The 25216-nt window shown below is 69.9% G+C and carries 29 protein-coding genes; 15 read left to right on the top strand and 14 right to left on the bottom strand.

The window, feature by feature from the left end:
• Positions 1-107: 107 nt before the first annotated feature.
• The 4 genes from ACGF1Z_RS22350 to ACGF1Z_RS22335 form a co-directional block, all read right to left on the bottom strand.
• Positions 108-542, bottom strand: coding sequence for an SsgA family sporulation/cell division regulator (locus tag ACGF1Z_RS22350; protein WP_393006932.1), 435 nt, complete (start codon positions 540-542; stop codon positions 108-110).
• 138 nt (positions 543-680) lie between these two features.
• Positions 681-1451 (bottom strand): IclR family transcriptional regulator, encoded by a 771-nt coding sequence (locus ACGF1Z_RS22345; RefSeq protein ID WP_393006568.1) that lies wholly within the window; start codon positions 1449-1451, stop codon positions 681-683.
• Between the two features lie 281 nt (positions 1452-1732).
• Positions 1733-1945, bottom strand: coding sequence for a DUF5326 family protein (locus tag ACGF1Z_RS22340; protein ID WP_393006930.1), 213 nt, complete (start codon positions 1943-1945; stop codon positions 1733-1735).
• 200 nt (positions 1946-2145) lie between these two features.
• On the bottom strand, positions 2146-2463 hold the full coding sequence (locus ACGF1Z_RS22335) for a cupin domain-containing protein (RefSeq protein ID WP_393006566.1): 318 nt from the start codon (positions 2461-2463) through the stop codon (positions 2146-2148).
• A gap of 50 nt (positions 2464-2513) precedes the next feature.
• On the opposite strand from ACGF1Z_RS22335, the gene ACGF1Z_RS22330 reads away from it, so the two are divergent.
• The 5 genes from ACGF1Z_RS22330 (at position 2514) to ACGF1Z_RS22310 (ending at position 6230) form a co-directional block, all read left to right on the top strand.
• Positions 2514-2891, top strand: coding sequence for a phage holin family protein (locus ACGF1Z_RS22330; RefSeq protein WP_376627371.1), 378 nt, complete (start codon positions 2514-2516; stop codon positions 2889-2891).
• 7 nt (positions 2892-2898) lie between these two features.
• Complete coding sequence (locus ACGF1Z_RS22325) at positions 2899-3390, top strand: low molecular weight protein-tyrosine-phosphatase (protein WP_393006563.1); 492 nt, start codon at positions 2899-2901, stop codon at positions 3388-3390.
• Positions 3387-4565: a cystathionine gamma-lyase gene (locus ACGF1Z_RS22320; protein WP_393006561.1), complete on the top strand. Its 1179-nt coding sequence runs from the start codon at positions 3387-3389 to the stop codon at positions 4563-4565. Before ACGF1Z_RS22325 ends, ACGF1Z_RS22320 begins: the two co-directional genes overlap by 4 nt.
• Positions 4566-4804: 239 nt before the next feature.
• Positions 4805-5698, top strand: a complete 894-nt coding sequence (locus ACGF1Z_RS22315) for a LysR family transcriptional regulator (RefSeq protein WP_393006559.1) — start codon at positions 4805-4807, stop codon at positions 5696-5698.
• A gap of 52 nt (positions 5699-5750) precedes the next feature.
• The gene (locus tag ACGF1Z_RS22310; protein WP_393006557.1) at positions 5751-6230 is read left to right on the top strand and encodes an NUDIX domain-containing protein; all 480 of its coding nucleotides are present in this window, start codon (positions 5751-5753) and stop codon (positions 6228-6230) included.
• A gap of 70 nt (positions 6231-6300) precedes the next feature.
• On the opposite strand, the gene ACGF1Z_RS22305 is transcribed toward ACGF1Z_RS22310, so the two are convergent.
• Complete coding sequence (locus ACGF1Z_RS22305; RefSeq protein ID WP_393006928.1) at positions 6301-7629, bottom strand: globin domain-containing protein; 1329 nt, start codon at positions 7627-7629, stop codon at positions 6301-6303.
• Entirely contained in the window at positions 7605-8258 is a 654-nt protein-coding gene (locus ACGF1Z_RS22300) for an HAD family hydrolase (protein WP_393006555.1), read from the bottom strand. The genes ACGF1Z_RS22305 and ACGF1Z_RS22300 overlap by 25 nt, the downstream gene beginning before the upstream one ends.
• 77 nt (positions 8259-8335) lie before the next feature.
• On the opposite strand from ACGF1Z_RS22300, the gene ACGF1Z_RS22295 reads away from it, so the two are divergent.
• The 4 genes from ACGF1Z_RS22295 (at position 8336) to ACGF1Z_RS22280 (ending at position 10825) form a co-directional block, all read left to right on the top strand.
• A complete protein-coding gene (locus ACGF1Z_RS22295; RefSeq protein ID WP_393006553.1) occupies positions 8336-8890 on the top strand; it encodes a DUF2269 domain-containing protein in 555 nt (184 codons plus the stop codon).
• A 5-nt stretch (positions 8891-8895) separates the two neighbouring features.
• The gene (locus tag ACGF1Z_RS22290) at positions 8896-9759 is read left to right on the top strand and encodes a GNAT family N-acetyltransferase (protein WP_393006551.1); all 864 of its coding nucleotides are present in this window, start codon (positions 8896-8898) and stop codon (positions 9757-9759) included.
• A 123-nt stretch (positions 9760-9882) separates the two neighbouring features.
• Positions 9883-10341, top strand: coding sequence for a MarR family winged helix-turn-helix transcriptional regulator (locus ACGF1Z_RS22285; RefSeq protein ID WP_393006549.1), 459 nt, complete (start codon positions 9883-9885; stop codon positions 10339-10341).
• A 31-nt stretch (positions 10342-10372) separates the two neighbouring features.
• Positions 10373-10825, top strand: a complete 453-nt coding sequence (locus ACGF1Z_RS22280; RefSeq protein WP_393006547.1) for a GNAT family N-acetyltransferase — start codon at positions 10373-10375, stop codon at positions 10823-10825.
• A gap of 63 nt (positions 10826-10888) precedes the next feature.
• On the opposite strand, the gene ACGF1Z_RS22275 is transcribed toward ACGF1Z_RS22280, so the two are convergent.
• Positions 10889-12271, bottom strand: coding sequence for a serine hydrolase domain-containing protein (locus ACGF1Z_RS22275; RefSeq protein ID WP_393006545.1), 1383 nt, complete (start codon positions 12269-12271; stop codon positions 10889-10891).
• 113 nt (positions 12272-12384) lie between these two features.
• On the opposite strand from ACGF1Z_RS22275, the gene ACGF1Z_RS22270 reads away from it, so the two are divergent.
• Entirely contained in the window at positions 12385-12951 is a 567-nt protein-coding gene (locus ACGF1Z_RS22270; protein WP_393006543.1) for a dihydrofolate reductase family protein, read from the top strand.
• A gap of 117 nt (positions 12952-13068) precedes the next feature.
• Here the strand turns inward: ACGF1Z_RS22270 and ACGF1Z_RS22265 are convergent, their stop codons facing one another.
• Positions 13069-13926: a hypothetical protein gene (locus ACGF1Z_RS22265; RefSeq protein ID WP_393006541.1), complete on the bottom strand. Its 858-nt coding sequence runs from the start codon at positions 13924-13926 to the stop codon at positions 13069-13071.
• A gap of 273 nt (positions 13927-14199) precedes the next feature.
• Between ACGF1Z_RS22265 and ACGF1Z_RS22260 the strand changes: the two genes are divergently transcribed.
• Positions 14200-15441 (top strand): hypothetical protein, encoded by a 1242-nt coding sequence (locus ACGF1Z_RS22260; protein ID WP_393006539.1) that lies wholly within the window; start codon positions 14200-14202, stop codon positions 15439-15441.
• 159 nt (positions 15442-15600) lie between these two features.
• Here the strand turns inward: ACGF1Z_RS22260 and dnaB are convergent, their stop codons facing one another.
• Complete coding sequence (gene dnaB, locus ACGF1Z_RS22255) at positions 15601-17079, bottom strand: replicative DNA helicase (protein ID WP_393006537.1); 1479 nt, start codon at positions 17077-17079, stop codon at positions 15601-15603.
• 424 nt (positions 17080-17503) lie between these two features.
• On the opposite strand from dnaB, the gene ACGF1Z_RS22250 reads away from it, so the two are divergent.
• Positions 17504-18841: an MATE family efflux transporter gene (locus ACGF1Z_RS22250; RefSeq protein ID WP_393006535.1), complete on the top strand. Its 1338-nt coding sequence runs from the start codon at positions 17504-17506 to the stop codon at positions 18839-18841.
• Between the two features lie 90 nt (positions 18842-18931).
• Here ACGF1Z_RS22250 and rplI read toward each other — a convergent pair whose 3' ends face one another.
• The 4 genes from rplI to rpsF all read right to left on the bottom strand — a co-directional run bounded on the left by rplI (position 18932) and on the right by rpsF (position 20642).
• Complete coding sequence (gene rplI / locus ACGF1Z_RS22245) at positions 18932-19378, bottom strand: 50S ribosomal protein L9 (protein ID WP_053640001.1); 447 nt, start codon at positions 19376-19378, stop codon at positions 18932-18934.
• 18 nt (positions 19379-19396) lie between these two features.
• Positions 19397-19633, bottom strand: coding sequence for a 30S ribosomal protein S18 (gene rpsR, locus ACGF1Z_RS22240; protein WP_128983236.1), 237 nt, complete (start codon positions 19631-19633; stop codon positions 19397-19399).
• 58 nt (positions 19634-19691) lie between these two features.
• A complete protein-coding gene (locus ACGF1Z_RS22235) occupies positions 19692-20279 on the bottom strand; it encodes a single-stranded DNA-binding protein (protein ID WP_393006532.1) in 588 nt (195 codons plus the stop codon).
• Positions 20280-20351: 72 nt separating this feature from the next.
• Entirely contained in the window at positions 20352-20642 is a 291-nt protein-coding gene (gene rpsF / locus ACGF1Z_RS22230; protein ID WP_004950685.1) for a 30S ribosomal protein S6, read from the bottom strand.
• Positions 20643-20930: 288 nt separating this feature from the next.
• On the opposite strand from rpsF, the gene ACGF1Z_RS22225 reads away from it, so the two are divergent.
• From ACGF1Z_RS22225 to ACGF1Z_RS22215, 3 genes are all read left to right on the top strand, one after another.
• Positions 20931-21230 (top strand): hypothetical protein, encoded by a 300-nt coding sequence (locus tag ACGF1Z_RS22225; RefSeq protein WP_393006530.1) that lies wholly within the window; start codon positions 20931-20933, stop codon positions 21228-21230.
• A 126-nt stretch (positions 21231-21356) separates the two neighbouring features.
• Complete coding sequence (locus ACGF1Z_RS22220) at positions 21357-22475, top strand: peptidoglycan bridge formation glycyltransferase FemA/FemB family protein (protein WP_132915769.1); 1119 nt, start codon at positions 21357-21359, stop codon at positions 22473-22475.
• Positions 22476-22551: 76 nt separating this feature from the next.
• Complete coding sequence (locus tag ACGF1Z_RS22215; RefSeq protein WP_393006527.1) at positions 22552-23583, top strand: alanine racemase; 1032 nt, start codon at positions 22552-22554, stop codon at positions 23581-23583.
• Between the two features lie 73 nt (positions 23584-23656).
• Here the strand turns inward: ACGF1Z_RS22215 and ACGF1Z_RS22210 are convergent, their stop codons facing one another.
• Positions 23657-25135, bottom strand: coding sequence for a glycosyltransferase family 87 protein (locus ACGF1Z_RS22210; protein ID WP_393006525.1), 1479 nt, complete (start codon positions 25133-25135; stop codon positions 23657-23659).
• Between the last annotated feature and the right edge of the window lie 81 nt (positions 25136-25216).

Genomic DNA, 25216 nt, shown 5'->3' with positions numbered 1-25216 from the left:
GGGGGCGGGGACACGAGCTCGGCGGAAGGCGTGCCGGGCGGCCCGGCCGCCCGACCGGGGAGGTGACCCGGCCGGGGAGGTGACACGGCCGGGGAGGTGACACGGGCTCAGCCGGCGTTCTCCTCCGCCAGGATGCGCCCGAGTGCGGCCTCCAGGCTGTCCTCGAAGTCCCCCAGCGCCTGTTCCTGGCCGAGCGGGACGAGCTTGTCCGTGCGGTCGAGGAAGGCGACCAGGGGCGGCGCGCTCGCCCGGAACAGGGCCCGGTCGGCCCCGACCTGCAGCCGGATCATCACGTCGGACAGCCCCTCGGGGTCGGTCGGCGCGATGTGGACGTCGCCGTCGCCGCTGGGGCGGTTGATCCCGTCGAGCAGCAGCTCCCGTCCGAAGGCCCAGGTGACAGGGGCGTCCCCGGGGAGGTGGAAGGTCATACGGACCGCATAGGGATCGCGGGTCTCATATCGCAGTTCCACCGGGATCCTGAAGGAGAGCTCCTCGGAGACGAGGAAGCTCATCAGGACTTCGGCCTGAACCGTCTCTCGCATCATGTACCCCGCAGTAGATGGAGCAGTTGTGTTGGCACGCTGCTGGAAATGCTCGGGTTGAAACGGCCAGGAATGATCCCCATGGCCCTCTTGACGCAATCGTGCTGTACGCACTAGCAGATCACAAGGAGTGATTTTTCAGATACTGATAGAGAACGCGAGGGAACTGAACAGCTTTCCGATCTCACTCTGTAGTCGATCGATCGCGGGTAGCAACCGTTCCGCCTGGTGAAGGGGGAGGGAAATGGCCATGGCGGCCGCTGTGGACCCCGCCGTGATGGGGATCGCGGCACAAACTGTGCCGAGTGCATATTCTTGACGTTCCACCAGGGGCTCCATTCGCCCCATACCGCCCAAACGGTCCAAAAGGGCGCGCCGATTACGCACCGTATACGGCGTGATGGCTTCCACCGGATGGCGGTCGAGGTGGTCTTGACGACTTCTCAGATCCAGTTGACTCAGCAGGCACTGCCCGATGGCGTGCGCGTGACCGGTCTCCCGGAAGTCGGCCCACTCCTCGACGGCGGGCGCCGCGGGGGTGTCGGCGACGGCGACGAGCTCGATCTCGCCCTCGCGGTAGACGGCGAAGTAGACGGGGACGCCGATGGAGTCCCGCCAGCGGGCGAGGGAGTCCTCGATCGTGGTGCGACGATTCTGCAGAACTCCACCGCCGACCAGACGGCCGGCGGCGTCCCCGAGGACGAACACACCCTTCTCGCGGCGCAGATAGCCCTCGTGCGTCAGGGTGCGGAGCAGGTGGTACGCGGTGGGGAGCGGCAGTCCCGCCTCCCGCGCGAGCTGCTTGGCGGGGGCTCCGTCCTCGTGGGAACCCACGGCCTCCAGCAGTCTGAGCGCCCGTTGCACCGAGCCGATCAGGGTAGGAGCAGCGGGCTGCGAAGCAGTGGGCAAAGGTCACCCCCAGGCGAGTCGACGAGTGCGCCGCACTCGCCCGCAGGGGCCGCCCCCGCGCGCCCGCCGCGGCCTGGGACCCGGCGGGGAGGTCTGTGCCCGAGGCTCCCGGGGCGGCAGCGGATTTCCACTCTAATGGCAGCCTCTACGGGCCCACGGGCTTCTACCTGCGCGTTCCCTCGGCCGGGCTAATCCCCGGGGCCCAGGACCATACCGACGGGTAGACCGTGCCATCGGCCAGGCGCCGCGGGGGTCCCGGCGCCTCCGGCCGCGCGGGGGTCCTACCAGTCCTCGCGCGACGAGGACGAGGAGGTGAACTTGCGGACCACGTAGATCAGACCGCCGACCAGGGCCACGAACACCAGCAGCTTGAACAGCAGGCCGACCACGAACGTCAGGACGCTGGTGATCAGACCGCCGAAGACGACCAGAGCGATGACGGGTATGGCGATCCACTTCACCCACCACGGCATCCCCGCGAGAATCTCCTTCACCGCCATTGCGCTTACCTCATCTCCGAAGACCGAGCCCGAAGGTCCGTCGGCGCTCCCTGCGCCGGACACCTTCGATGCTAGGGGCGGACACCAAGGCGACGGGGGCCTCACGGCCCTCCCTCTTCCCTGATCCGCCCCCTAAGGGAACCGGCTCACCGCCCCCGAGGCGCCGGGCCCCCCACGGCCGGGGAGCGCCTCCCTCAGCCCTCCGGCGGCGAGAACACCACCATCACCCGCAGGTCCTCGGTGATGTGGTGGAACCGGTGCGGCACCCCCGCCGGCACGTACACCACACTGCCCCGCGCCACCGGGGTCGTCTCGTCCCCCACCGTGATCGAGGCCCGGCCGCTCACCACGAAGTACACCTCGTCCTGGCCGTGCGGCCGTTGCGGGTCGAGCTGCCCCGCGTCGAGCGCGTACAGGCCCACCGACATGTTCCGCTCCCGCAGGAACTGCAGATAGGCGCCGTCGTTGGACGCGCGCTCCGCCTCCAGCTCGTCCAGCCGGAATGCCTTCATCGTTGATACGCCCCTGCCTTGGCCGGATCTTGTCTGCCACGATCTGACACATGAAGAATTTCATCGTCAAGACGCTCGCGAACGCGGGCGCCCTGGGTGTGGCCATCTGGCTGCTGCAGGACATCACTCTGACCGGGGACAGCACCGCCAAGAAGGCCTGGACCCTCATCCTGGTCGCTCTGGTTTTCGGCCTGGTGAATTTCCTGGTGAAGCCGGTCGTGAAGCTGCTCACGTTCCCGCTCTTCCTGCTCACGCTCGGGCTGATCACCCTGGTCGTCAACGCACTCATGCTGCTCCTGACGTCCTGGCTGGCCGACGTGCTCGACCTCAGCTTCCACGTGGAGGGATTCTGGACCGCCGTGCTCGGCGGCCTGATCATCTCCGTCGTCTCCTGGGCGCTGAACATCGTCCTTCCCGACAACGACTGAGGCGGCCATGACCTACCGCGTCTGTTTCGTCTGCACGGGCAACATCTGCCGCTCGCCGATGGCCGAGCACGTCTTCCGTGCCCGTGTGGCCAAGGCCGGCCTGGCCGGCGCGGTGGAGGTGGACAGCGCCGGCACCGGAGGCTGGCACGAAGGAGCCGGCGCCGATCCGCGTACGGCCTCCGTCCTGGAAGCCCACGGATACGGGTCGCAGCACACCGCCCGGCAGTTCCTCGCCTCCTGGTTCCCCGCGCTCGACCTGGTGATAGCCCTCGACGAGGGGCACGCACGGGAGTTGCGGGCGCTCGCCCCCACGCCCGCGGACGCCGCGAAGATACGCCTGCTGCGCTCGTACGACCCGGCGGCGGGCCCGGACCTCGACGTGCCCGACCCCTACTACGGCGGCCGCGAGGGCTTCGAGCAGTGCCTGGAGATGGTGGAGGCGGCGAGCGGGGGACTGCTCGCCGCGGTGAGCGACGAGATCGAGGAACGAACGGCATGAGCGGCATGAGCGGCACCGAAGGACTCGTCCCCCAGGGCCCGGGGGACCTCGGCGACGCCACCCGAGCGGTCCGGGCCGGCCTCCCCGAGCCCGTGAAGTACGAGCCCACACTGCCCGGGCCGGTCTTCGCGGCCCACTTCCACCTGCCCGGCGACCCGACCGGCCCGTACACCTACGGCCGGGACGAGAACCCCACGTGGACCCATCTGGAACGCGCCATCGGCGAGCTGGAGGCGCCGGGGGAGAGCGGCGTCGAGACACTGGTCTTCGCCTCCGGCATGGCCGCCATCTCCGCCGTGCTGCTCTCCCAGCTCAAGGCCGGCGACGCCGCCGTCCTCCCCGAGGACGGCTACCAGGCCCTGCCGCTGCTCCACGAGCAGATGCGCGCCTACGGCATCGAGGTGCGTACCGCCCCGACCGGCGGGGACGCCCAGCTGTCCGTGCTCGCCGGGGCGAAGCTGCTGTGGCTGGAGACCCCCTCCAACCCGGGGCTCGACGTGTGCGACGTGCGGCGCATGGTGGCCGCCGCCCACGAGGCCGGGGCGCTCGTCGCGGTGGACAACACCCTGGCCACCCCGCTCGGCCAGCGCCCGCTCCAGCTGGGCGCCGACTTCTCCGTGGCCAGCGACACCAAGGGCATGACCGGCCACGGGGACATCCTGCTCGGGCACGTCAGCTGCCGCGATCCGGAGCGCGCCGCCGGGGTACGGCGCTGGCGCAAGATCGTCGGCGCGATCCCCGGTCCGATGGAGGCCTGGCTCGCGCACCGTTCCCTGGCCACCCTCTCCTTGCGGATCGACCGGCAGTGCGGCACCGCGCTCGTCCTCGCCGAGACGCTCGCGGCCCACGGGGACGTGACCGGGCTGCGCTACCCGGGCCTGCCCGGCGATCCCTCGCACGAGGTGGCCGCCCGTCAGATGCGGCGCTTCGGCTCCGTCGTCTCCTTCGTCCTGCCCGACCGGGAGTGGGCCGACCGCTTCCTGGACGCGCTGCGCCTGGTCGACGACGCGACCAGCTTCGGCGGGGTGCGGTCCACGGCCGAGCGGCGCGGACGCTGGGGCGGTGACGCGGTGCCCGAGGGTTTCGTGCGCTTCTCGGTGGGCGCGGAGGATCCCGAGGACCTGATCGCGGACGTCCTGCGCGCCCTCGACGAGGCGGCCAAGGGCGCCGGATAGTCCGTACGGGCCCCGGAAAGAGGCGTTCCGAACCTCCCCCCTCGTGGCTCGGAACGCCCCTGCCCCCTGCGGGTTCCTCAGCGGACGACCGCCCGGACAAGGCTAGTTGACTGTGCGTCAGTGTCCAATCACGGTAGCGACAGCTACCTATCGACTTATTTATAGTTGGACGGTCCTGAGGCGCCGTCCACGGACCGCCTGAGTCGAACGGCCCGCCCTGAGGGCCGGGAGGGGCGGACATGGATCTGACGCTGCTGCGCACGTTCGTCACGGTGCACCGTGCCGGGTCCTTCACCCGTGCCGCCGCGCTCCTCGGCCTCTCCCAGCCGGCGGTGACCAGCCAGATCCGCACCCTGGAGCGACAACTGGGCAGGCCCCTCTTCCTCAGACGGGCCCGCGGGGTCACCCCCACCACGATCGGCGACGAACTCGCCCACCGGGCCGCCCCGCATCTGGACGCGCTCGTGGAGATCGCCGGGGCGGGCCTGGAGGAGCAGAGCGGGGTGCGCACCCTGCACGTCGCCGGTCCGCCCGAGTTCACCTCCGCCCGGGTGCTGCCCGCCCTCACCCCCCTGGTCACCCAGGGCCTCGCGGTCCGCGCCTCCTTCCTCGGCGACGTGCGGGAGACCCTCGACGGACTCGCCGCCGGCCACCACGACCTGGCCGTCGCCACCGCCCGGCCCCGCGGCGGGCTGTTCGCCGCCACTCCGCTCTGCGACGAGGAGCACGTCCTCGTCGCGGCACCCCGCTGGGCCTCCCGGCTCTCCCCCGAGGTGCTGCGCGAGGGCGCGGTCGTCCTGGAGCAGCTGCCGGTGGTCGAGGTGCACGAGTCGCTGCCGTTCGTCTCCCGCTACTGGACGGCCGTCTTCGAGTCCAAGCCGGCCGCCGCCGCGACGGTGATCGCGCCGGATCTGCGGGCCGTCCGTGACTCCGCCGCCTCGGGCGCGGGGCTCGCGGTGCTCCCGCGCTATCTGTGCGAGGAGGACCTGGCGCGGGGGCGTCTCGTGGCGCTGCTCGACCCTCCGGTGCCGCCGCTGCGCACGTATTTCCTCGTCGTCCGCACCGGCACGCTCGCCCTGCCGCACCTGGCGCGGGCCCACGAGTGGCTCCTGCGGGCCGCGGGGGACTGGTGAGTTTCCAGGCAGCGGGCGTTTCAGGACAGCGGAGGCGGGCCATTTTCTTCCCATGACCGAACGACCTGTGGTCAAGCGCACCGCACGCGCCATCCTGCTCGACGGGGACGACCTGATCCTCATCAAGCGCACCAAGCCCGGGATGGATCCCTACTGGCTGACGCCCGGCGGCGGGGTCGAGGCCACCGACTCGACCGTCGTCGAGGCCCTGCACCGCGAGGTGGACGAGGAGCTCGGCGCCAAGATCACCGATGTGGTGCCCTGCTTCGTCGACACCGTCGAGCACATCGTCGACGGCGGGGTCTCCGGAGTGAAGGTCCAGCACTTCTTCGTCTGCCGCCTCGAATCGATGGACCTCTCCCGGCGCCACGGCCCGGAGGTCGACGAACCTGTCGGCGAGTACGAGATCGTGCGCGTGCCCTTCAACCGGGTGGGCATCGCCGCCGTCCACCTGGTCCCGCTCTCGCTGCGCCACTACCTGGACGGGAACATCGAGGGCGTCCGCGCGATGCACGCCCCGGACCTCGGCTGAACCGCGATGTGGAGGAGAGCCCGTCGGCACCCGGCCGGCGGGTGGCCCCGGGGGCCGGTGCGCCCGGCTCCTAGGAGGCCTGGGGGACGAGCTCACCGAGATAGTCGTGCCGGATCCGGTCCGTGGGGATGCCGGCGCCCTTCAGGGCGTCGACCCCGCTGCGGATCATGCCGAGCGGCCCCGACAGATAGGCGTCGTACTCGGCCCAGGGCCCGTACCGGGCCACCGCCTCCGGGAGCCGGCCCTCGTCCTCGGTGACCGGTCGGACGGCCAGCCAGGGGAAGGTCTGCTGGAGCCGCAGCATCGTGTCGATGTCATAGAGGTCGTGACCACTGCGGGCGCCGTAGAACACCTCCACCGGGCGGCGGTCCCCGTGCTCGGCGACGTCCTCGACCAGCGCCTTGATCGGCGCGATGCCGGTCCCGCCGCCCAGGCAGAGCAGCCCGTTGTCCGTGGTGTGGTCGACGGTCATCGACCCCGCGGGCGGTCCGAGCCGCAGCACGTCCCCCGGGCGGGCACGGTGGACCAGGGCGTTGGACACCCAGCCCGCCGGCACCGCCTTGACGTGCAGGCTGAGCAGGCCGTCCGGCCGGGGTGCGGAGGCGAAGGAGTAGTGGCGCCATATCCGCGGCCACCACGGCGTCTCGAGGGTCGTGTACTGCCCGGCGAGGAAGGGGTACGGCTGGTCGGGCCGGAGCGTGATGACGGCGACGTCCGGTGTCCGCAGGTCGTGGCTGACCACCTCGGCCTGCCACCAGGGGGGCGCGAGCTGTTCGTTCTCGGCCGCCGCGTCGATCATGATCTGGGAGATCGTCGTGTACGTGCGGACCCAGGCGGCCTCCGTCTCCGCGTCCCAGGTCGTCACGGCGTACCGGACGAGGGCGCCGATGAGCGCCTCGCCCACGGCCGGGTACTGCTCGGGCCTCGTGCCGTACTTGCGGTGCCCCCGCCCCAGGTTCTGCAGGTATTCGGTGAGCACGCGCGTGTTGTCCAGGTGCTCGGCCGCCGTGAGCAGTGCCTTCAGCAGGCGGTCCCGCTGGGTGTCCATGGCCGCAGGGAACATCGCCCGCAGCCCGGGATGGCGGGTGAACAGCAGCGCGTAGAAGTACGAGGTCACCCGGTCCGCGACGGGGGCGATCTCTGCCAGGGTGCGGCGGATCAGGACCGCGTCGGGCGAGGGCGTACTCGTGGGGGCCGCCGGGCCGGGCGTCGGTTCGTCCGTCGGTATTCGGGGCGGCGCATCCGTGGCCGCAGCCGGAGCATCAGTCATGTCGTGCGCCTCCCCGCAGTCGGCCTCCGTGTTCGCAGGATGACATTCCGTGGGGGGTCCTGGACAGAAAGCGGGATTCCCGGTGATTCGCCCCGCCCCAAGGACTAGGCTGCGTTCTTTCGGACCAATTCGTACGCCTCGCGCAGATCGCCGCCCGTGTAGCGGTGCCGGGCCAGGTCCGTGAGGTGGTGGTCCGCGTTGACGGCCACGGACTCGGGCACGATCGCGAAGAGTTCGGCGTCGGACATCGAGTCTCCGTACGCCACACAGTCGGTCCGGTCGACACCGAAGCGCGTGCAGAGTTCGCCCGCGATCCGCACCTTCGCCGAGGCGTCGAGGATGCCGGGCCGGTGGATCGGCTCGACGAAGGGGACCGCGGGCCAACGGGAACCGTGAGCGGCGTCCAGACCCCATGCCAGCAGCCGCTCGACGAAGAAGTCGGGCGAGAGGGAGATGACCGCGCAGTGACTTCCCTCGGCTCGGATCTCCGCCCACACCTCGCGGATCCCGGCCAGCCAGGGCGCCCCGTCGAAGGCCGCCGTCACCTGCTCCGGGGTGAGCTCGGACCAGAGCGCATGGGCCCGCACCGCGAACTCGTCAGGCGTCAGCCCCTGCAGCAGGAACTCCTGCTCCAGCCGGTCGATCTCCTCGCTCAGCCCCAGCTGTCGGGAGATCTCCACCGCGGCGGCCGAACCACGGATCAGCGTGCCGTCGAGATCGAAGAGGTGAAGTCGGCGCCTGCCGTTCAGGGTCGTCATGTACGCCGAGGCTAGTACGCCGGCTTACTCCCCCGGGAAGACGCGACAGACGCCGGATCTTCGGCACGGTGTTTCACGTGAAACAACTCCGGCGGCCCGCACGGCGGGCACTCCTGGTCGTCCATGTCGCGGTCTCGGTGGCCTGGCTCGGCCTCAGCCTGGGGCTGCTGACCCTCGGCATCGCCGCCTACACGACCCACGATCCCTCCCTCACCCAGGCGGCCTACCGGGCCATGGGGGTGTTCGCGGACTGGCTCCTCGCCCCCGTCGCCCTGGTGACCTTCGGCAGCGGCCTGGTGCTCTCGCTGGGGACGCCCTGGGGGCTCGCCCGGCATCACTGGGTCTGGATCAAGTTCTGGATCACCCTGGCCACCGCCACCGCGACGATCTTCGCCCTGCGGCCGGAGATCACCCACGCCTCGGCGGCCGGGGTACCGGACAGCAGCCTGGTCGCGGCCCCCGTGGTCTCGACGAGCGCCTATCTCTTCATGACTGCGATCTCGGTCCTCAAGCCCTGGGGGCTGACCGGGCGTGGACGTCGCCTGCGGGACTCCGCCGGCCGCCGGCGGGCGGGGGTCCCCGCCACTCCGCGTAAAGCGGTGGACGCGACGGGACCCCGTCGGGAAGCCTGATCACCATGCCCCTCTCGCACCCCCCGCTCGACCTCCTCCCCATCCGGCGCCTCACCGCAGACGACCTCCAGGCCTGCGCCGACCTGTCCGCGGACCGGGGCTGGCCCCGCGAGGAGCACAAGTGGGGGCTGCTGCTCACCGCGGGCATGGGCCTCGGCATCGACGACCCCTCGGGCAGGGGACTGGTCACGGCCTGCGTGGTCATGTCGTACGGGCCCGAACTGGGCGCGATCGGCATGGTCCTGGTCGCCGAGCGATACGCCCGCCAGGGCGTGGGACGCCGCCTGATGCGGCACGTCCTCGACGAGGCCGGGGAGACCCCGCTCACCCTATACGCCACGAGCAACGGGCAGCCGCTCTACGAACAGCTGGGCTTCTCGCAGACGGGCAGCTCGGAGATGCTGAAGGGCCGCTTCACCGGCACCGAGCCGGCGACCGCGCGCGGGGTCCGCCCGGCGACCGCGGAGGACCTTCAGCACGTCCTGCGGCTCGATCGCGAGATCTTCGGAGTGGACCGCACCCACCTCATCACCCGTCTGCCGGCCTTCGCCGATCACCTCCGGGTCGCCGAGCAGGACGGCGAGATCACCGGCTTCGGCGCTCTCTGGCCCAACATGGACACCCATGTCGTCGGCCCGCTGATCGCCCGCGACCCGGCCACGGCCCAGGCGCTCGTCGCCTCGCTCGCCGCCGCGAGCGGCCGCCCCCTGCGCACGGACGTCGACACGCGCCACACCACGCTGCTGACCTGGCTCAAGGCGAACGGCCTGGAGCAGGTCGCCACCAACGCCGTCATGGTCCGCTCCCTGCCGGACCTTCCGGGCGACTGGACCCGACGCTTCGCGCCCCTGACCGTCGCGGCGGGCTAGGAGGCGTCCCCCCGCTCCCGGTGTTCGTGAGCATTTATTTGCACACGCGGACTTTTGCGCTTCATCGTCTACCCTTGGCAGGGAACCGCCCCGACGGAGAAGACCGAGGAAGCGAGGAAGATCATGACCGCGACGGACCCCGCACTGACGGCCCTCTCCCAGGGCTGGTGCGCGCTTTCCCTGCTGCACGGCAGGATCGAGTCGCACATCGAACGTGCCCTGGAGTCCCAGCACGGTCTGAGCGTCCGCGAGTACTCCCTCCTCGACGTGCTCAGCCGACAGCACGACGGCCCCGGCGGACACCTCCAGATGAAGCAGGTGGCCGACGCGGTGGTGCTCAGCCAGAGCGCGACCACCCGGCTCGTCACCCGGCTCGAGGACCGCGGTCTGCTCACCCGGTACCTCTGTGCCACCGACCGGCGCGGCATCTACACCGACGTCACCGAGGCCGGCCAGAAGCTGCTCGACGAGGCCCGCCCCACCAATGACCGCGCCCTGCGCGAGGCCCTGGACGAGGCGGCCCTGAACCCTGAGCTGACCCCGCTGGTGCGCGTCGTCGAAGGCCTCGGCATCCCGGCCTGAGCCCACCACGGCGGGGCGTAGCCTGCCCGGCATGAGCGATCTTGAGATCCGACCCGCCGAGCAGCACGACCTGCCTGCCATCGTGGCGATGCTGGCCGATGACCCGCTGGGCGCCCAGCGTGAGTCGCCGCACAACCTCACCCCGTACCTCGCCGCCTTCCAGCGCCTCGCCGGGGACCCGAACCAGCACGTGGTCGTCGCCGTGCGCGCGGGAACCGTCGTCGGCACGCTGCAGCTCACCGTCATTCCCGGGCTCTCCCGCCGGGGCACCACCCGCTCGATCATCGAGGGCGTCCGTATCCACACGCAGGAGCGCGGCAGCGGGCTCGGCACCCGGCTCATCGAGTGGGCCGTCGAGGAGTCCCGTGCGCAGGGCTGCCGCCTGGTGCAGCTGACCTCCGACGTCACCCGTACCGACGCCCACCGCTTCTACGAGCGGCTCGGCTTCGAGGCCTCCCACGTGGGGTTCAAGCTGAGCCTGTGAGGCCGGCGAGGGTGATGACGCGCTGTTTCACGTGAAACAGCGCGTCCCGCACGGAAGACCGGGTCAGAGTCCGCGCCAGCCCGCCTCGTCGACGCCACCGGGCACGGCGTCACCCTGCTCGTAGGGCTCTCGGGTGAAGACGAAGGAGCCCAGGTCGAGATGGCTCACCGTGCCGTCCGGACGCCGCACGGCCCGCAGGGTCTCCCCCTGGTAATAGCCGTCGAGGCCGATCCAGCCGCCCTCCGGCAGCGCCCGGAAGGTCGCACGCCGCCCGGCGCCCCGCAGCGGCTCCAGCACCACCTCGCCCCCGGGGCCGACCCGCAGCGCGTAGGCATACGTCCCCCAGTACCAGGGGCCGGTGAGTGCCAGCAGTTCCTCGTCGACCTCGGCCGCCGCAAGCGGCCTCCAGGGCTCCGGGAAGCGGGGCTCGGCCTCCGCCACGATCCGGATGAGATCGGCCGCCACAGAGGACGGCAGAGGGCCCGAGGTGGCGTTCGCGAGCGCCACCGCGCCCAGGCCGTCCTCGACGCTCACCCAGAGACCGGCGACGAAGCCCGGCAGCGAGCCCGTGTGTCCGACGAGCGTCCGGCCGTCATGGCGCAGCAGTTGGAGCCCGAGGCCGTACCCCCACTCCGCGTCGCCGGGGGCGGGCGGCACCGCGGGCACCCGCATCTCCTCCAAGGTCGCCCGGCCGAGCACCCGGTCGTCGCCCCCGGCCAGGAACGCGGCGAAACGGCAGAGGTCGCCGACGGTCGACCAGAGAACCCCGGCCGGCGCCATGAGCCCCAGATCCTCCAACGGCTCGGGCAGCATCACATCGGCCCACGGGTGAACCGCCCAGCCGCCCGCGTGCGGGGCGACCGGCCGCACCGAGGTACGGCTCAGCCCCAGCGGCTCCAGGATCTCGGTGCGCAGCGCCTCCTCCCAGGACGCCCCGCGCACGGTCTCGACCAGCGAACCCAGCAGCGTGTAGCCGGGGTTGGAGTAGTGGAAGAGGCGCCCGGACGGATGCACCAGGGGGCGCTCCCCCAGGACGTCGGCCAACTCCGGTCGCGTCGTCCCCGGCGTGCGTTCCCACCAGGGCGCGGGCGACTCCGCCGCGAGGCCGGCGCTGTGCCCGAGGAGTTGAGCGATCGTCACCTCGCCCACCCCCGTGCCCTTCAGGTGCTTCTCCAGGGTGTCGTCGAGCCCGATGAGCCCCTCGTCCCTCAGCCGCATCACCAGAACGGCGGTGAACACCTTGGTGATCGAGCCGATCCGGAACTGTGTCTCGGCATCCGGGGCGTGCCCGTCGACGCAGGAGCGCGATCCGGACCAGACGGTCCGTCCCTCCCGCACCACACCCGCGACGAACGAGGGCGCGCGCCCCTGGGTCTGGGCGACGGCGATCCGGTGCAGCAGGGCACGCTCGGTACTGGGCAGCAGGTCTTCGAGGGAAGAGGTCATACGGTCATCTTCGCTCCGCGGCTGCTCGTCCGCGTGGGCGATGTCGCGCGGTCCCCCACGCGGGCGCCGCGCCGGTCCGTACGCGGACGTCCGACCTACGGGAGGCTGGCATCATGCGGAAACTGATCTACGGCATGAACGTGACCCTGGACGGCTACATCGCGGCCCCCGGCGACGACATCGGCTGGAGCGTGCCGAGCGCCGAGCTGTTCCAGTTCTGGTCCGACCAGTTGCAGGCGACCGAGCTGTCGCTGTACGGGCGCAAGTTGTGGCAGACGATGAGCTCCCACTGGCCGACCGCCGACCAGCAGCCGGACGCGACCCCCGCCGACATCGAGTTCGCGCGCCGCTGGCGGGACATGTCGAAGGTGGTGTTCTCCTCCACGATCGAGACGGTCGACTGGAACACCCGCCTGGTCGCCGGCGACGTGGTCGCCGAGATCACCCGGCTCAAGGCGGAGGACGGCGGCCCGATGGACATCGCCGGCGCGACACTCGCCGGGGCGGCCATGCGAGCCGGACTGATCGACGAGTACGTACTGGCCACCGCGCCGGTCCTGGTGGGCGCCGGCACCCCGTTCTTCACCACACTCGACCACTGGGTGAACCTGAACCTGGTCGAGACCCGGACCCTCCCCGGCGGCGTGACCCTGACCCGGTACGAGACGAGGCGCTTGTAGGGTCTCGCGGCTCGTGTCAGAGGTCACCGCTGTGACTTGGGGGCTCTCAGACCCGTCTCACCACGTGGCGGGGTTGATCAGTCTCACGGCGGTGACGGACCCCCAGAACTGGGCTCGTCACTCGTCGTCGAAGTCGTCAGGCGGGATGGTCCATCGCATCACCATCTCTCGCGCCTCGTCGGGTCCGAGCGTGACTGGATAGACCTGGCCGGCGTCCCGCCCACCGCGGTGCCTCATCGAGTGGTCGCCTTGGTCCCATTCGATCCCGAGCATCTGGCAGCCGCCGACCTCGATCGCACCGATGTGGAGCGGATGGTGCCACCCGGCTCGCCGGAAGCGGTAGAAGTCAGTGTGCTGGTCGATCGAGACCATGAGGCCCTTGCCGTGGAGGCGGTCCCGCCAGGCGGTGAGCTCGGCTGCGCGGGCGGCTGCCTCGGCGAGCGGGAGGTCGAGCCACCCGTGCGGGCCGTCGACGCCGTGCTGCGCGATTCTCTCACCGCCGAACTGCGCGTGAGCGTCGTCCTCGTATCGGCCCCAGTACGTGACGTCGGCGAGTCCGTCGGCCGGCTCGTTGTTCATCCCCGTCCATGCGTCCAGCCCTGCAGCGTCGCCGATGACCATGCCGCACCGGTCGACGGGCAGGTCTCCGAGTCGGACGGGCAGCGATCGGTCTGCGGTTCCGGGCGATGGGAGTCCGAGGCTGATCTCCAGGGTTGCGATCGTCGGTTCCTCGTCGAACGGTGAGGGCGAGGTGCTCGCCCTCACCCTCAGCGGCCGGTCATCAGCGGCCGGGACGGCGACCGCCTCGCACAACCACTCACGAAGATGGCCTCCTCCCGAGGACGCGGCCGTCCTGGCGCGCTCGGACAGGGGTTGGCCCAGCTCCCGCCAGGAGTCGATCCACCCAGCCATGCCGAGCACCTGCACTCCGGACGGCACGCTGACGGTTCCGAGGTCGACGAAGGTCTCAGGCATCCGCCGATTGTGCCTTCCCCGTACGACAGGATTCGGTGCGAGGTGTCGGTAGCCGTCGCCGGATCCTCCGATCTACGGCCCTCCTCCGCTGTTGGACTGTGCTGTGTCGCCGCGGTCGCGAAAAGCAGGTTGCACGCGAACGCACCGAACGTCATCGCCGACAAGCAGCTTCCGGACCACGGATGGGGTGATCAGCCCATAAGTTGGTGTCAGTGCCGATCGACCCGGCGCATCGCACCACCCCGGGTGCAGTCACCGCGATCGGAGAGCACCGTGAAGAACAGCCCGTTGTGGCGAGTGGTCGACAACGAGAACGGTACCCAGTCCATCGTCAGCACGCCCTCCGAGGCGGTTGCGTTCGTCAACAGCCGGTTCGACACCTCTGACGACGACGAACCCTTCGGCATCACCGAGGTCGGCCCTCTCCTTCCGAAGCCACTCGAGATCATCACCGCATGGGCCGCCGAGAAGGACGGCGAGCGAACCGACGGGCGTACTGCCCCGATCACCATCAGGCCGGTTGTGACGGACAACGCCAGCGCGTGCGACGACATCGTGCTCTGGGGCGACGTGTACGTCTCCTGGGACCACGACATGTACACCGTCGAGGGGCCGGACGGCTCCGAGTACAGCGAGGCTTACAGCGCAACCGAGTTGAGTGCGATTCTTGACGAGTACGCCGACGACTATGAGTACGCGCCTGAAGGGCCCGACAGCCACAGGTGGCCGAAACCGGAAGAGTTGATCACCTACGGCGCCCAGGAGTGTGCCAAGCGGTTCGGGCACCTCGACGACGACGCCCTGCTGTGGCTCGCTGCCACCCGCATCACGCTCGCCGTGTGGCGCAACACACCCGTCGAGAACTGGCATGCCGGGAAGAGTCCGCTGCACGACGGCACGATGATGCGGATCAACACGGCGACCACCCGACTCGTGCGCTCGATGCTGTCGTTCGACCATGTCGACTGGATCGGTCTCGGTCTCGCGATCGTCAACCCGTCCCGGGTTCTCCCGACAGGGCAGTCCGTACTCGAGCTCGGGCTGGCCTGCCACAACCCTGACGACCCGGCGCACGAGGTTGATCCGCGAGAAGAACTCGCGGAGATGGCGCAGGTCGCGATCTCCTGGGGGCGAAGGTACTGCCTTCACGAGAAGGAGTTCGGCCTGCGAACCCTGATCGAATCCTTCTGTGCGTCCGACAACGGCTGGTTCGGAGCACCGAGTTGGGGGCGGATCGTCGATCGGTTCCTTACGGCTGTCGACGACCGGGAGAATGCGCACTGGGGCATATACCAGGACAAGCCTTGGTTCGACGAGTGGTTCACCAACCGGCCGGCCGACATTGCGGATACCACGGAATTTCGTCGGCTGCTCCTTGCCGGGCCCGACCTGCTGTCCGAGGAGGCCGCCGAATGGTGCGTGGATGGTGCCATCGGCTACGTCTGCCAGGACGACCACGCGAACGACTGCTGGCGGTGCGGTATCCCGCTGGCAGCGGAATCCCCCAACGAGTGAATGTGTGCACCAGCGTAGAAAAGGAGCAACCCACTGACCGCACTCTCTCCCGCCTACTCGGCGGCCTTCCCTACTTGGGGAGCCAGTCGCGGCTCCACTGACTGGAGATGTGCGGGTGCGAGGCTCCCACGCCGGACCTAAGGCAAGGTCAGGTGAGCGTCAGGTCTGGGCCATGTCCACGAAGCGCGAGTAGTGGCCCTGGAAGGCCACCGTGATGGTCGCGGTCGGACCGTTACGGTGCTTGCCGACGATGATGTCGGCCTCGCCCGCGCGCGGGGACTCCTTCTCGTAGGCGTCCTCGCGGTGCAGCAGGATCACCATGTCCGCGTCCTGCTCGATCGAGCCGGACTCTCGGAGGTCGGAGACCATCGGCTTCTTGTCCGTGCGCTGTTCCGGGCCACGGTTCAGCTGGGAGAGCGCGATGACCGGGAGTTCCAGCTCCTTGGCGAGGAGCTTCAGGTTTCGCGACATGTCGGAGACCTCCTGCTGACGGCTCTCGGAGCGCTTGGAGCCGCCGGACTGCATCAGCTGGAGGTAGTCGATGACGACGAGCTTGAGGCCGTTGCGCTGCTTGAGGCGGCGGCACTTGGCGCGGATCTCCATCATCGACAGGTTCGGCGAGTCGTCGATGTAGAGCGGGGCCTGCGAGACGTCCGGCATCCGGCGGGCGAGCCGGGTCCAGTCCTCGTCGGTCATGGTGCCGGAGCGCATGTGGTGGAGCGCCACCCGGGCCTCGGCCGACAGCAGACGCATCGCGATCTCGTTGCGGCCCATTTCGAGGGAGAAGATGACGCTGGGCAGGTTGTTCTTGATGGACGCGGCCCGGGCGAAGTCCAGCGCGAGGGTGGACTTACCCATGGCGGGTCGCGCCGCGATGATGATCATCTGACCGGGGTGCAGACCGTTGGTGAGCGCGTCCAGGTCGGTGAAGCCGGTGGGCACACCCGTCATCTCGCCGCTGCGGGAGCCGATCGCCTCGATCTCGTCGAGGGCGCCCTCCATGATGTCGCCGAGCGGCAGATAGTCCTCGGTGGTGCGCTGCTCGGTGACCTGGTAGATCTCGGCCTGCGCCCGGTTGACGATCTCGTCGACGTCGCCGTCGGCCGCGTATCCCATCTGCGTGATCTTGGTGCCGGCCTCCACGAGACGCCGCAGCACCGCGCGCTCGTGGACGATCTCCGCGTAGTACGAGGCGTTGGCGGCCGTCGGGACCGACTGGACGAGGGTGTGCAGATACGATGCGCCGCCGACACGGGTGATCTCGCCGCGCTTGGTGAGCTCGGCGCCGACCGTGATGGGGTCGGCGGGCTCGCCCTTCGCGTAGAGGTCGAGGATGGCCGCGTACACGGTCTCGTGGGCCGGCTTGTAGAAGTCGTGGCCCTTGATGATCTCGACGACGTCGGCGATGGCGTCCTTGGACAGCAGCATGCCGCCGAGGACGGACTGCTCGGCGTCCAGGTCCTGCGGGGGAACGCGCTCGAAGCCGGACAGCCCCGAGTCCCAGCCGCCCTCGCTGCCGCGCTCGTGCTGGTCCTCCCGCCCACGACCGCGGCCCCGGGGCTCGCGGGATCGGGTGGGCAGCCGGTCACTGGGCCCGCTGTCGGCCCAGGGATCGTCCAAGGGCTCGGTCATGCTCACCAAGCCACCTCCTCCCGTCCGCTCCGCGGACCTCTCCGTGCCACTCTTTCTTACGCCACGGCTCGGACAAACAAGAGGCTTTGACTCCGCTTCTGGCGCGTCGGGCGCCGGACCACGGTAGGCCCGCGGGCACCGTCAGCCAATCTGGTTATCCACAGGGCCTGTGGGTGAAGGCCCAGATGCTGTGGAGAACCCCCCGGAACCTGTGCACGGACCGGGGGACAGCCGTGTGGACAAACTCATAACCACCTACGGCAAACACCCCTGACCTGCACCTTTTCCGTCCACGGGCTGTGGGGGAGAAAAACTTTTTCACCGGGCTCACGATCAGAACAAACGGCGCACACCCGAAGGGTCTCTCGCGCCTGAAGTAAGGATCACTTGACCGTTGCATGTGTTACCTGTGGAAGATTAGATTGTGGCCATGCACCAGGCTCACGCGACCCCCAAGGCCGTTCGACGGCAACACGACCGCGAGATCGTCTCGCTCGCCGTCCCGGCCTTCGGCGCACTCGTCGCCGAGCCCCTCTTCCTCATGGTCGACAGCGCCATTGTCGGCCACCTGGGCACCTCCCAGCTCGCCGGACTCGCCATCGCCTCGGCCCTTCTGGCCACCGCCGTCAGCGTCTTCGTCTTCCTCGCCTACGCGACGACCGCGGCCGTCGCCCGCCGTGTCGGCGCCGGCGACCTCCAGGCCGCCATCCGCCAGGGCATCGACGGCATCTGGCTGGCCCTCCTTCTCGGCGGCGCCGTGGTCGCCCTGACGCTGCCCACCGCTCCCTGGCTGGTGGACATCTTCGGCGCCTCCGGCACGGCCGCTCCCTACGCCGTGACCTATCTGCGGATCTCCAGCCTCGGTATCCCGGCCATGCTGGTGGTCCTCGCCGCCACCGGTGTCCTGCGCGGCCTCCAGGACACCCGCACCCCGCTCTACGTCGCCATCGGCGGCTTCACCGCCAACGCCGCCCTCAACCTCGGCCTGGTCTACGGCGCCGGGCTCGGCATCGCCGGCTCCGCCTGGGGCACGGTCATCGCCCAGCTCGGCATGGCGGGCGCCTATCTCTTCGTGGTGATCCGAGGCGCACGGAGACACGGCGCCTCGCTCCGCCCCGACGCCGTCGGCATCCGGGCCTCCGCCCAGGCCGGTGCCCCACTCCTGGTGCGCACCCTCTCGCTGCGGGCCGTCCTGATGATCGCGACCGCCGTGGCCGCCCGTCTCGGTGACGCCGATGTCGCCGCCCACCAGGTCATCCTGTCCCTGTGGAGCCTGATGGCCTTCGCGCTCGACGCGATCGCCATCGCCGGCCAAGCCATCATCGGCCGCTATCTCGGTGCCGACGATCCGGACGGCGCCCGCCAGGTCTGCCGGCGCATGATCCAGTGGGGCGTGCTGTCCGGAGTCGCCCTCGGAGCACTGCTGATCGTCGCCCGGCCGCTCTTCATCCCGCTCTTCACCAGCGACCCCGCGGTCCAGGACGCGATGCTCCCCGCGCTCCTGGTCGTGGCGCTCTCCCAGCCGATCGCCGGCGTGGTCTTCGTCCTCGACGGGGTGCTCATGGGCGCCGGTGACGGCCCCTACCTCGCCTGGGCCATGCTGCTGACCCTGGCCGTCTTCGCGCCGGTCGCCCTGCTGATCCCCACCCTCGGAGGCGGCCTCACCGCACTCTGGGGGGCGATGACGCTGATGACGACCGTCCGGATGGCGACCCTGTGGTTCCGTGAGCGCTCCGGCCGCTGGCTGGTCACGGGCGCCACGCGCTGAGCGTTGTTTCACGTGAAACAGCGGAAGGGCCGCACCCCGGGGGGTACGGCCCTTCTGTACTGCTGAGCGCAGTCTGCCTTCAGGGCAGCGTTACGCGGCGACGACCTCGACGCCGAGCTTCGCGGCAACCTCGGGGTGCAGACGCACGGACACCTGGTGCGAGCCCAGGGTCTTGATCGGCGAACCGAGCTCGACGCGACGCTTGTCGACGTCCGGGCCACCCGCGGTCTTGATCGCGGAAGCGATGTCGGCCGGGGTCACGGAGCCGAAGAGACGGCCGGCGTCGCCGGAGCGAACGGCCAGGCGCACCTTCGTGCCCTCGAGCTGGGCCTTGATCTCGTTGGCCTGCTCGATGGTCGCGATCTCGTGGATCTTGCGGGCGCGGCGGATCTGCGCCACGTCCTTCTCGCCACCCTTGGTCCAGCGGATCGCGAAACCACGCGGGACCAGGTAGTTGCGAGCGTAGCCGTCCTTGACGTCGACGACGTCGCCAGCGGCACCGAGGCCGGAGACCTCGTGGGTGAGGATGATCTTCATTTTCCGGTCACCCTTCCCTTATCGCGCGGTGGACGTGTAGGGCAGCAGCGCCATCTCACGGCTGTTCTTGACGGCCGTGGCGACGTCACGCTGGTGCTGCGTGCAGTTGCCGGTCACGCGACGGGCACGGATCTTGCCGCGGTCGGAAATGAACTTCCGCAGCATGTTCGTGTCCTTGTAGTCGACGTACGCGACCTTGTCCTTGCAGAACGCGCAGACCTTCTTCTTAGGCTTGCGCACAGGCGGCTTCGCCATGGTGTTTCTCCTGTGTGATCAAGAAGTTTGGGTACAAGCCACTTCCGGGGCTGACGCCCTAGAAGGGAGGCTCGTCCGAGTAGCCGCCGCCGGAGTTGCCACCCCAGCCGCCACCGCCGCCACCCTGCTGGCCGCCGGAGGGGGCGCTGGAGGCCCAGGGGTCGTCGGAGGGAGCTCCGCCGCCGCCCTGCTGGCCACCGCCGGAGTTGCCACCCCAGCCGCCACCGCCGCCACCCTGCTGGCCGCTGCCACCGCCGCCGTAGCCGCCCTGACCACCACGACCGGTGGTGCGGGTGACCTTGGCCGTGGCATTGCGCAAGCTGGGGCCGACTTCCTCGACGTCCAGCTCGTAGACCGTGCGCTTGACGCCCTCGCGGTCCTCGTACGACCGCTGCTTCAGCCGGCCCTGCACGACGACGCGCATGCCCTTCTGAAGCGACTCGGCGACGTTCTCCGCCGCCTGACGCCAGACCGAGCAGGTCAGGAACAGGCTCTCGCCGTCCTTCCACTCGTTGGTCTGACGGTCGAAGGTGCGGGGAGTGGACGCGATGCGGAACTTCGCGACGGCCGCACCGGACGGGGTGAAGCGCAGCTCGGGGTCTTCGACAAGATTGCCGACGACCGTGATGACGGTCTCGCCTGCCATGGGTGAACCTCTCGGCGGGATTGCTTCTGGCTGCTAACTGCTACTCGGACCCGAGTACCTGTGAGCGAGAGCTCAGTGGGTCTCGGGGCGGAGGACCTTGGTCCGGAGGACCGACTCGTTCAGGTTCATCTGGCGGTCGAGCTCCTTGACGACCGCAGGCTCGGCCTGCAGGTCGATGACCGAGTAGATGCCCTCGGGCTTCTTCTTGATCTCGTAGGCGAGACGACGACGGCCCCAGGTGTCGACCTTCTCGACCTTTCCGTTGCCCTCACGGACGACGGAGAGGAAGTTCTCGATCAGCGGGGAGACAGCGCGCTCCTCGAGATCGGGGTCGAGGATGACCATCACCTCGTAGTGACGCATGTGGAACCCACCTCCTTTGGACTCAGCGGCCACGGTCGTTCCGTGGCAGGAGGGTCGTGATGCGTGAGCAACGGTATCCGCCGCCACTGACAGTCCCCCTCGACGAGCGAGGGGGTGCCGGCGAGGTCCTCGGACGGACCTGGGCAGACACCGGTGCAGACCGTACAGAGTACCCGCACATCCCCCTGCGGTTGAAATCCGGCGGTGGGGGGACGCAATCTGTACTCAACGGATGTGGGCGGCGTCACAGAGGCGTCGCCTTCCGGACGGCACGCCAGGAGGTGCCCCATGGCACAGGCAATGCGACCCGACCCCGGACACTCCCTCTTCGCGACGGACGGCAAGCCCCACCCGCTCCAGGACGCCCTGATGGGCATCACGCTCTTCCTCGGCGTCCTCGCCTTCATCACCGCGCAGTTCCACCACCTGCACGCCCTGGCGTCGTGGGCGGGACTGATCGGCATCCTGACGGGTGCGTACGGCCAGTTCATCTCGGTGACGACGCGGGAGCGGTTCGTCCTGATCATCGGGCTCGGCGCCTCGGCAGTGGGCTTCTACCTCGGCATGTTCTACGGCGGTCTCGTCTGAGGTGCCCGGGCCGGCCACCGGCCACGGGACACGTCCCATCGGGGCGCTCCCCGGTCGCAGTAGGCTTCGGCGCGAGAGCCGGAGCCCCTGAACCGATGGGGACACACCTGCCGAGGAGCGCCCCGCATGAGCCTGACCCTGAGGACCATCAGCCGTGAGCAGCATCTGGCATTCATCCAGAGCCAGCCCGCGGCGAGCCACTGCCAGGTCCCGGCGTGGGCGGATGTGAAGACGGAGTGGCGCTCGGAGAACCTCGGCTGGTTCGACAAGGCGGGCGAGCTCGTCGGCGTCGGCCTGGTGCTCTACCGCCAGTTGCCGAAGATCAAGCGCTACCTGGCCTATCTGCCCGAGGGCCCGGTCATCAACTGGTACGCCCCGAACCTCGACGACTGGCTGCAGCCGATGCTGGCGCACCTGAAGCAGCAGGGCGCCTTCTCCGTGAAGATGGGCCCGCCGGTCGTCATCCGCCGCTGGGACTCGGCCGCCATCAAGTCCGGCATCCAGGACCCCGACGTCAAGCGCCTGAAGGACGTCGAGGCCACCCACATCGAGCCGCGCGCCTTCGAAGTGGCCGACCGGCTGCGGAAGATGGGCTGGCAGCAGGGCGAGGACGGCGGCGCCGGCTTCGGCGACGTCCAGCCCCGCTACGTCTTCCAGGTCCCGCTCGCGAACCGCTCGCTGGACGACGTCCTCAAGGGCTTCAACCAGCTGTGGCGGCGCAACATCAAGAAGGCCGAGAAGGCCGGTGTCGAGGTCGTCCAGGGCGGCTACGAGGACCTCGCCGAGTGGCAGCGCCTCTACGAGATCACGGCCGTCCGCGACCACTTCCGGCCGCGCCCGCTCTCGTACTTCCAGCGCATGTGGACCGTCCTCAACAACGAGGACCCCAACCGCATGCGGCTGTACTTCGCCCGCCACAACGGCGTGAACCTCTCCGCCGCCACGATGCTCGTCGTCGGCGGGCACGTCTGGTACTCCTACGGCGCCTCCGACAACATCGGCCGCGAGGTCCGGCCCTCGAACGCGATGCAGTGGCGGATGCTGCGCGACGCCTACGCGATGGGCGCCACCGTCTACGACCTGCGGGGCATCTCGGACTCCCTCGACGAGACCGACCACCTCTTCGGTCTCATCCAGTTCAAGGTCGGCACGGGCGGCGAGGCCGTGGAGTACGTCGGCGAGTGGGACTTCCCGCTCAACAAGCTCCTGCACAAGGCCCTGGACATCTACATGTCGCGTCGCTGACGACGCGCGCGAGGCTTGCGTAGTCTCGTACACACCTTTGACACACCGCAGCCACCAGAAAGGTTCCGGGCCGGCCATGGCGCTCTCCCTCTACGTCGACACCGCGCGCTGGCGGGCGCACCAGAAGTCCGTGATCGACCAGTTCCCCGGTCTGATCCCGGTCTGCAAGGGCAACGGCTACGGCTTCGGCCACGAGCGCCTGGCGGACGAAGCCGCCCGGTTCGGGGCCGACATGCTCGCGGTGGGCACCACCTACGAGGCCGCCCGGATCAAGGACTGGTTCAGCGGTGACCTGCTGGTCCTCACGCCGTTCCGGCGCGGTGAGGAGCCGGTGCCGCTGCCCGACCGGGTGGTCCGCTCGGTGTCCTCCGTGGACGGCGTGCACGCCCTGGTGGGCGCCCGCGTCGTCATCGAGTGCATGAGCTCGATGAAGCGCCACGGCGTCCACGAGGAGGACCTCGGCCGGCTCCACGCCGCCATCGAGGACGTACGCCTGGAGGGCTTCGCCCTCCACCTGCCGCTCGACCGCACCGACGGCACCGACGCCGTCGAGGAGGTCATCGCCTGGATGGACCGGCTGCGGGCCGCCCGGCTGCCCCTGCACACGATGTTCGTCAGCCACCTGCGCGCCGACGAACAGGCCCGGCTGCAGCAGCAGTTCCCGCAGACCCGCTTCCGCGCCCGCATCGGCACCCGGCTGTGGCTGGGCGACCACGAGGCCACCGAGTACCGCGGCGCGGTCCTCGACGTCACCCGGGTCGCCAAGGGGGACCGGTTCGGCTACCGCCAGCAGAAGGCCGCGTCCGACGGCTGGCTCGTGGTGGTCGCCGGCGGCACCTCGCACGGCGTCGGCCTGGAGGCCCCCAAGGCGATGCACGGCGTGATGCCGCGGGCCAAGGGCGTGGCGCGGGCCGGCCTCGCGACGGTCAACCGGAACCTTTCTCCGTTCGTCTGGGCCGGCAAGCAGCGCTGGTTCGCGGAGCCGCCGCACATGCAGGTGTCGATCCTGTTCGTGCCGGCCGACGCACAGGAGCCGCAGGTCGGCGACGAGCTGGTCGCCCACCTGCGTCACACCACCACGCAGTACGACCGGATCGTCGAGCGCTGAGCCACCGGCACGAAGCGGCCCCCGGGGAAGTCCCCGGGGGCCGCTCGGCGTTCTCGGCACGGACCGCGCCGGGTCACTCCCCCGGGATGCCCCAGTCCACCCGCGGCCCCTCGACGGCCGGAGCCGCGTGGCGCGCCGGATGCGCCGCCCGGCCGAGGACGAAGACGTCCTCGGCGCCGTCCAGGACGCCTCCCGAGGGGTCGTCCGAGCCGTCCCGCCGCACCCCGTCCCGGTCGGGGGCCAGGATGTCGCGCACGACGAGCGCGCACAGGTAGAGCGTGCCGAGCAGGTGCAGGGCGATCACGAACTGGTAGCCGTCGGTCGGCAGCCCCTGCTTGTTGCCGCTGCTCGTGTAGGCGAGGTACATCCAGATGCCGAGGAAGTACATGACCTCACAGGCCTGCCAGACCAGGAAGTCGCGCCAGCGCGGCCGGGCGAGCGCGGCGAGCGGGACGAGCCACAGCACGTACTGGGGCGAGTAGACCTTGTTCGTGAGGACGAAGGCCGCCACGATCAGGAAGGCCAGCTGCACGAGCCGGGGCCTGCGGGGCGCGTTGAAGGTCAGGTAGGCGAGCCCCGCCACCGCCAGAATCATCAGGAACAGCGCGTAGTAGTTGGCCGTCGCCGGGCGGATCGACTCGCCGGTGACCTGGCTGATGAGCAGCCAGAACGAGCCGAAGTCGATGTTCCGCTCCGTGCTGAAGACGTAGAACTGCTTCCAGCCCTCGGGCGCCAGGAGCATCACCGGCAGGTTCACCACCAGCCACGCCCCCGCCGCGCCCAGCACGGCCCTGGCGAACGCCCGCCACTTCCCCGCCCGCCAGCACAGCAGGAGGACGGGTACGAGCAGCAGTACCGGGTAGAACTTGGCGGCCGTCGCGAGCCCCAGCAGCACACCGAAGCCCAGCGGCCGGCTCCGCGCCCACATCAGCAGCGCGGCGGCCGTCAGGGTGACCGCCAGCAGGTCCCAGTTGATCGTCGCCGTGAGCGCGGCCGCGGGCGCCAGGGCCACGAGCAGAGCGTCCCAGGGGCGCCTGCGGTGGGTCCGGGCCACGCAGACGGCCAGGACGGCCGTGCACACCAGCAGCAGGCCGGAATTGGCCATCCAGTAGGCCTGCTCGCGCTGGTTGAGATCGCCGTCCCCGGGCGTCAGCCAGGCCGCGACCTCCATGAACAGACCGGTCAGTACGGGGTACTCCAGGAACGGTATGTCGCCACCGATCCGGTCGAAGTACGGGACCAGGCCCTCCGCGAACCCTCGCCCGGTGAACAGGTGCGGGATGTCCGAGTAGCAGGCGTGGGTGTACTGGGAGGTGGATCCGCGGAACCAGGCCCAGTCGTAGCAGGGCAGCTTCTGCACCATGCCGAGCGCGAACATCCCGATGGCGACGAGCGCGATCACCCGCACCGGGGTGAGCTGTCCGGCGCCGAGGAGCGCGCGGCGCCCGATCGGTCCGCCGATCAGCTCGCTGCCGGTGGCCGCGACCTCGTCGGTACGAGTGGGGCAGACCACCGGGTCCTGCGGAGGGCTCGTCTTCTGGAGGCTCGGCATGGGGGACATCCTGCCGTACGCCCCTGGGAAACCGTGAGGGCCGCCGCGCCCGGTGCCGTACACGAGGTACGGACCGGCGCG

Source organism: Streptomyces sp. NPDC048018, from assembly GCF_043202995.1.
Lineage (GTDB): Bacteria > Actinomycetota > Actinomycetes > Streptomycetales > Streptomycetaceae > Streptomyces.
Note: the sequence above shows the minus strand (reverse complement) of the source record. Positions and strands in the feature narration are given on the sequence as shown.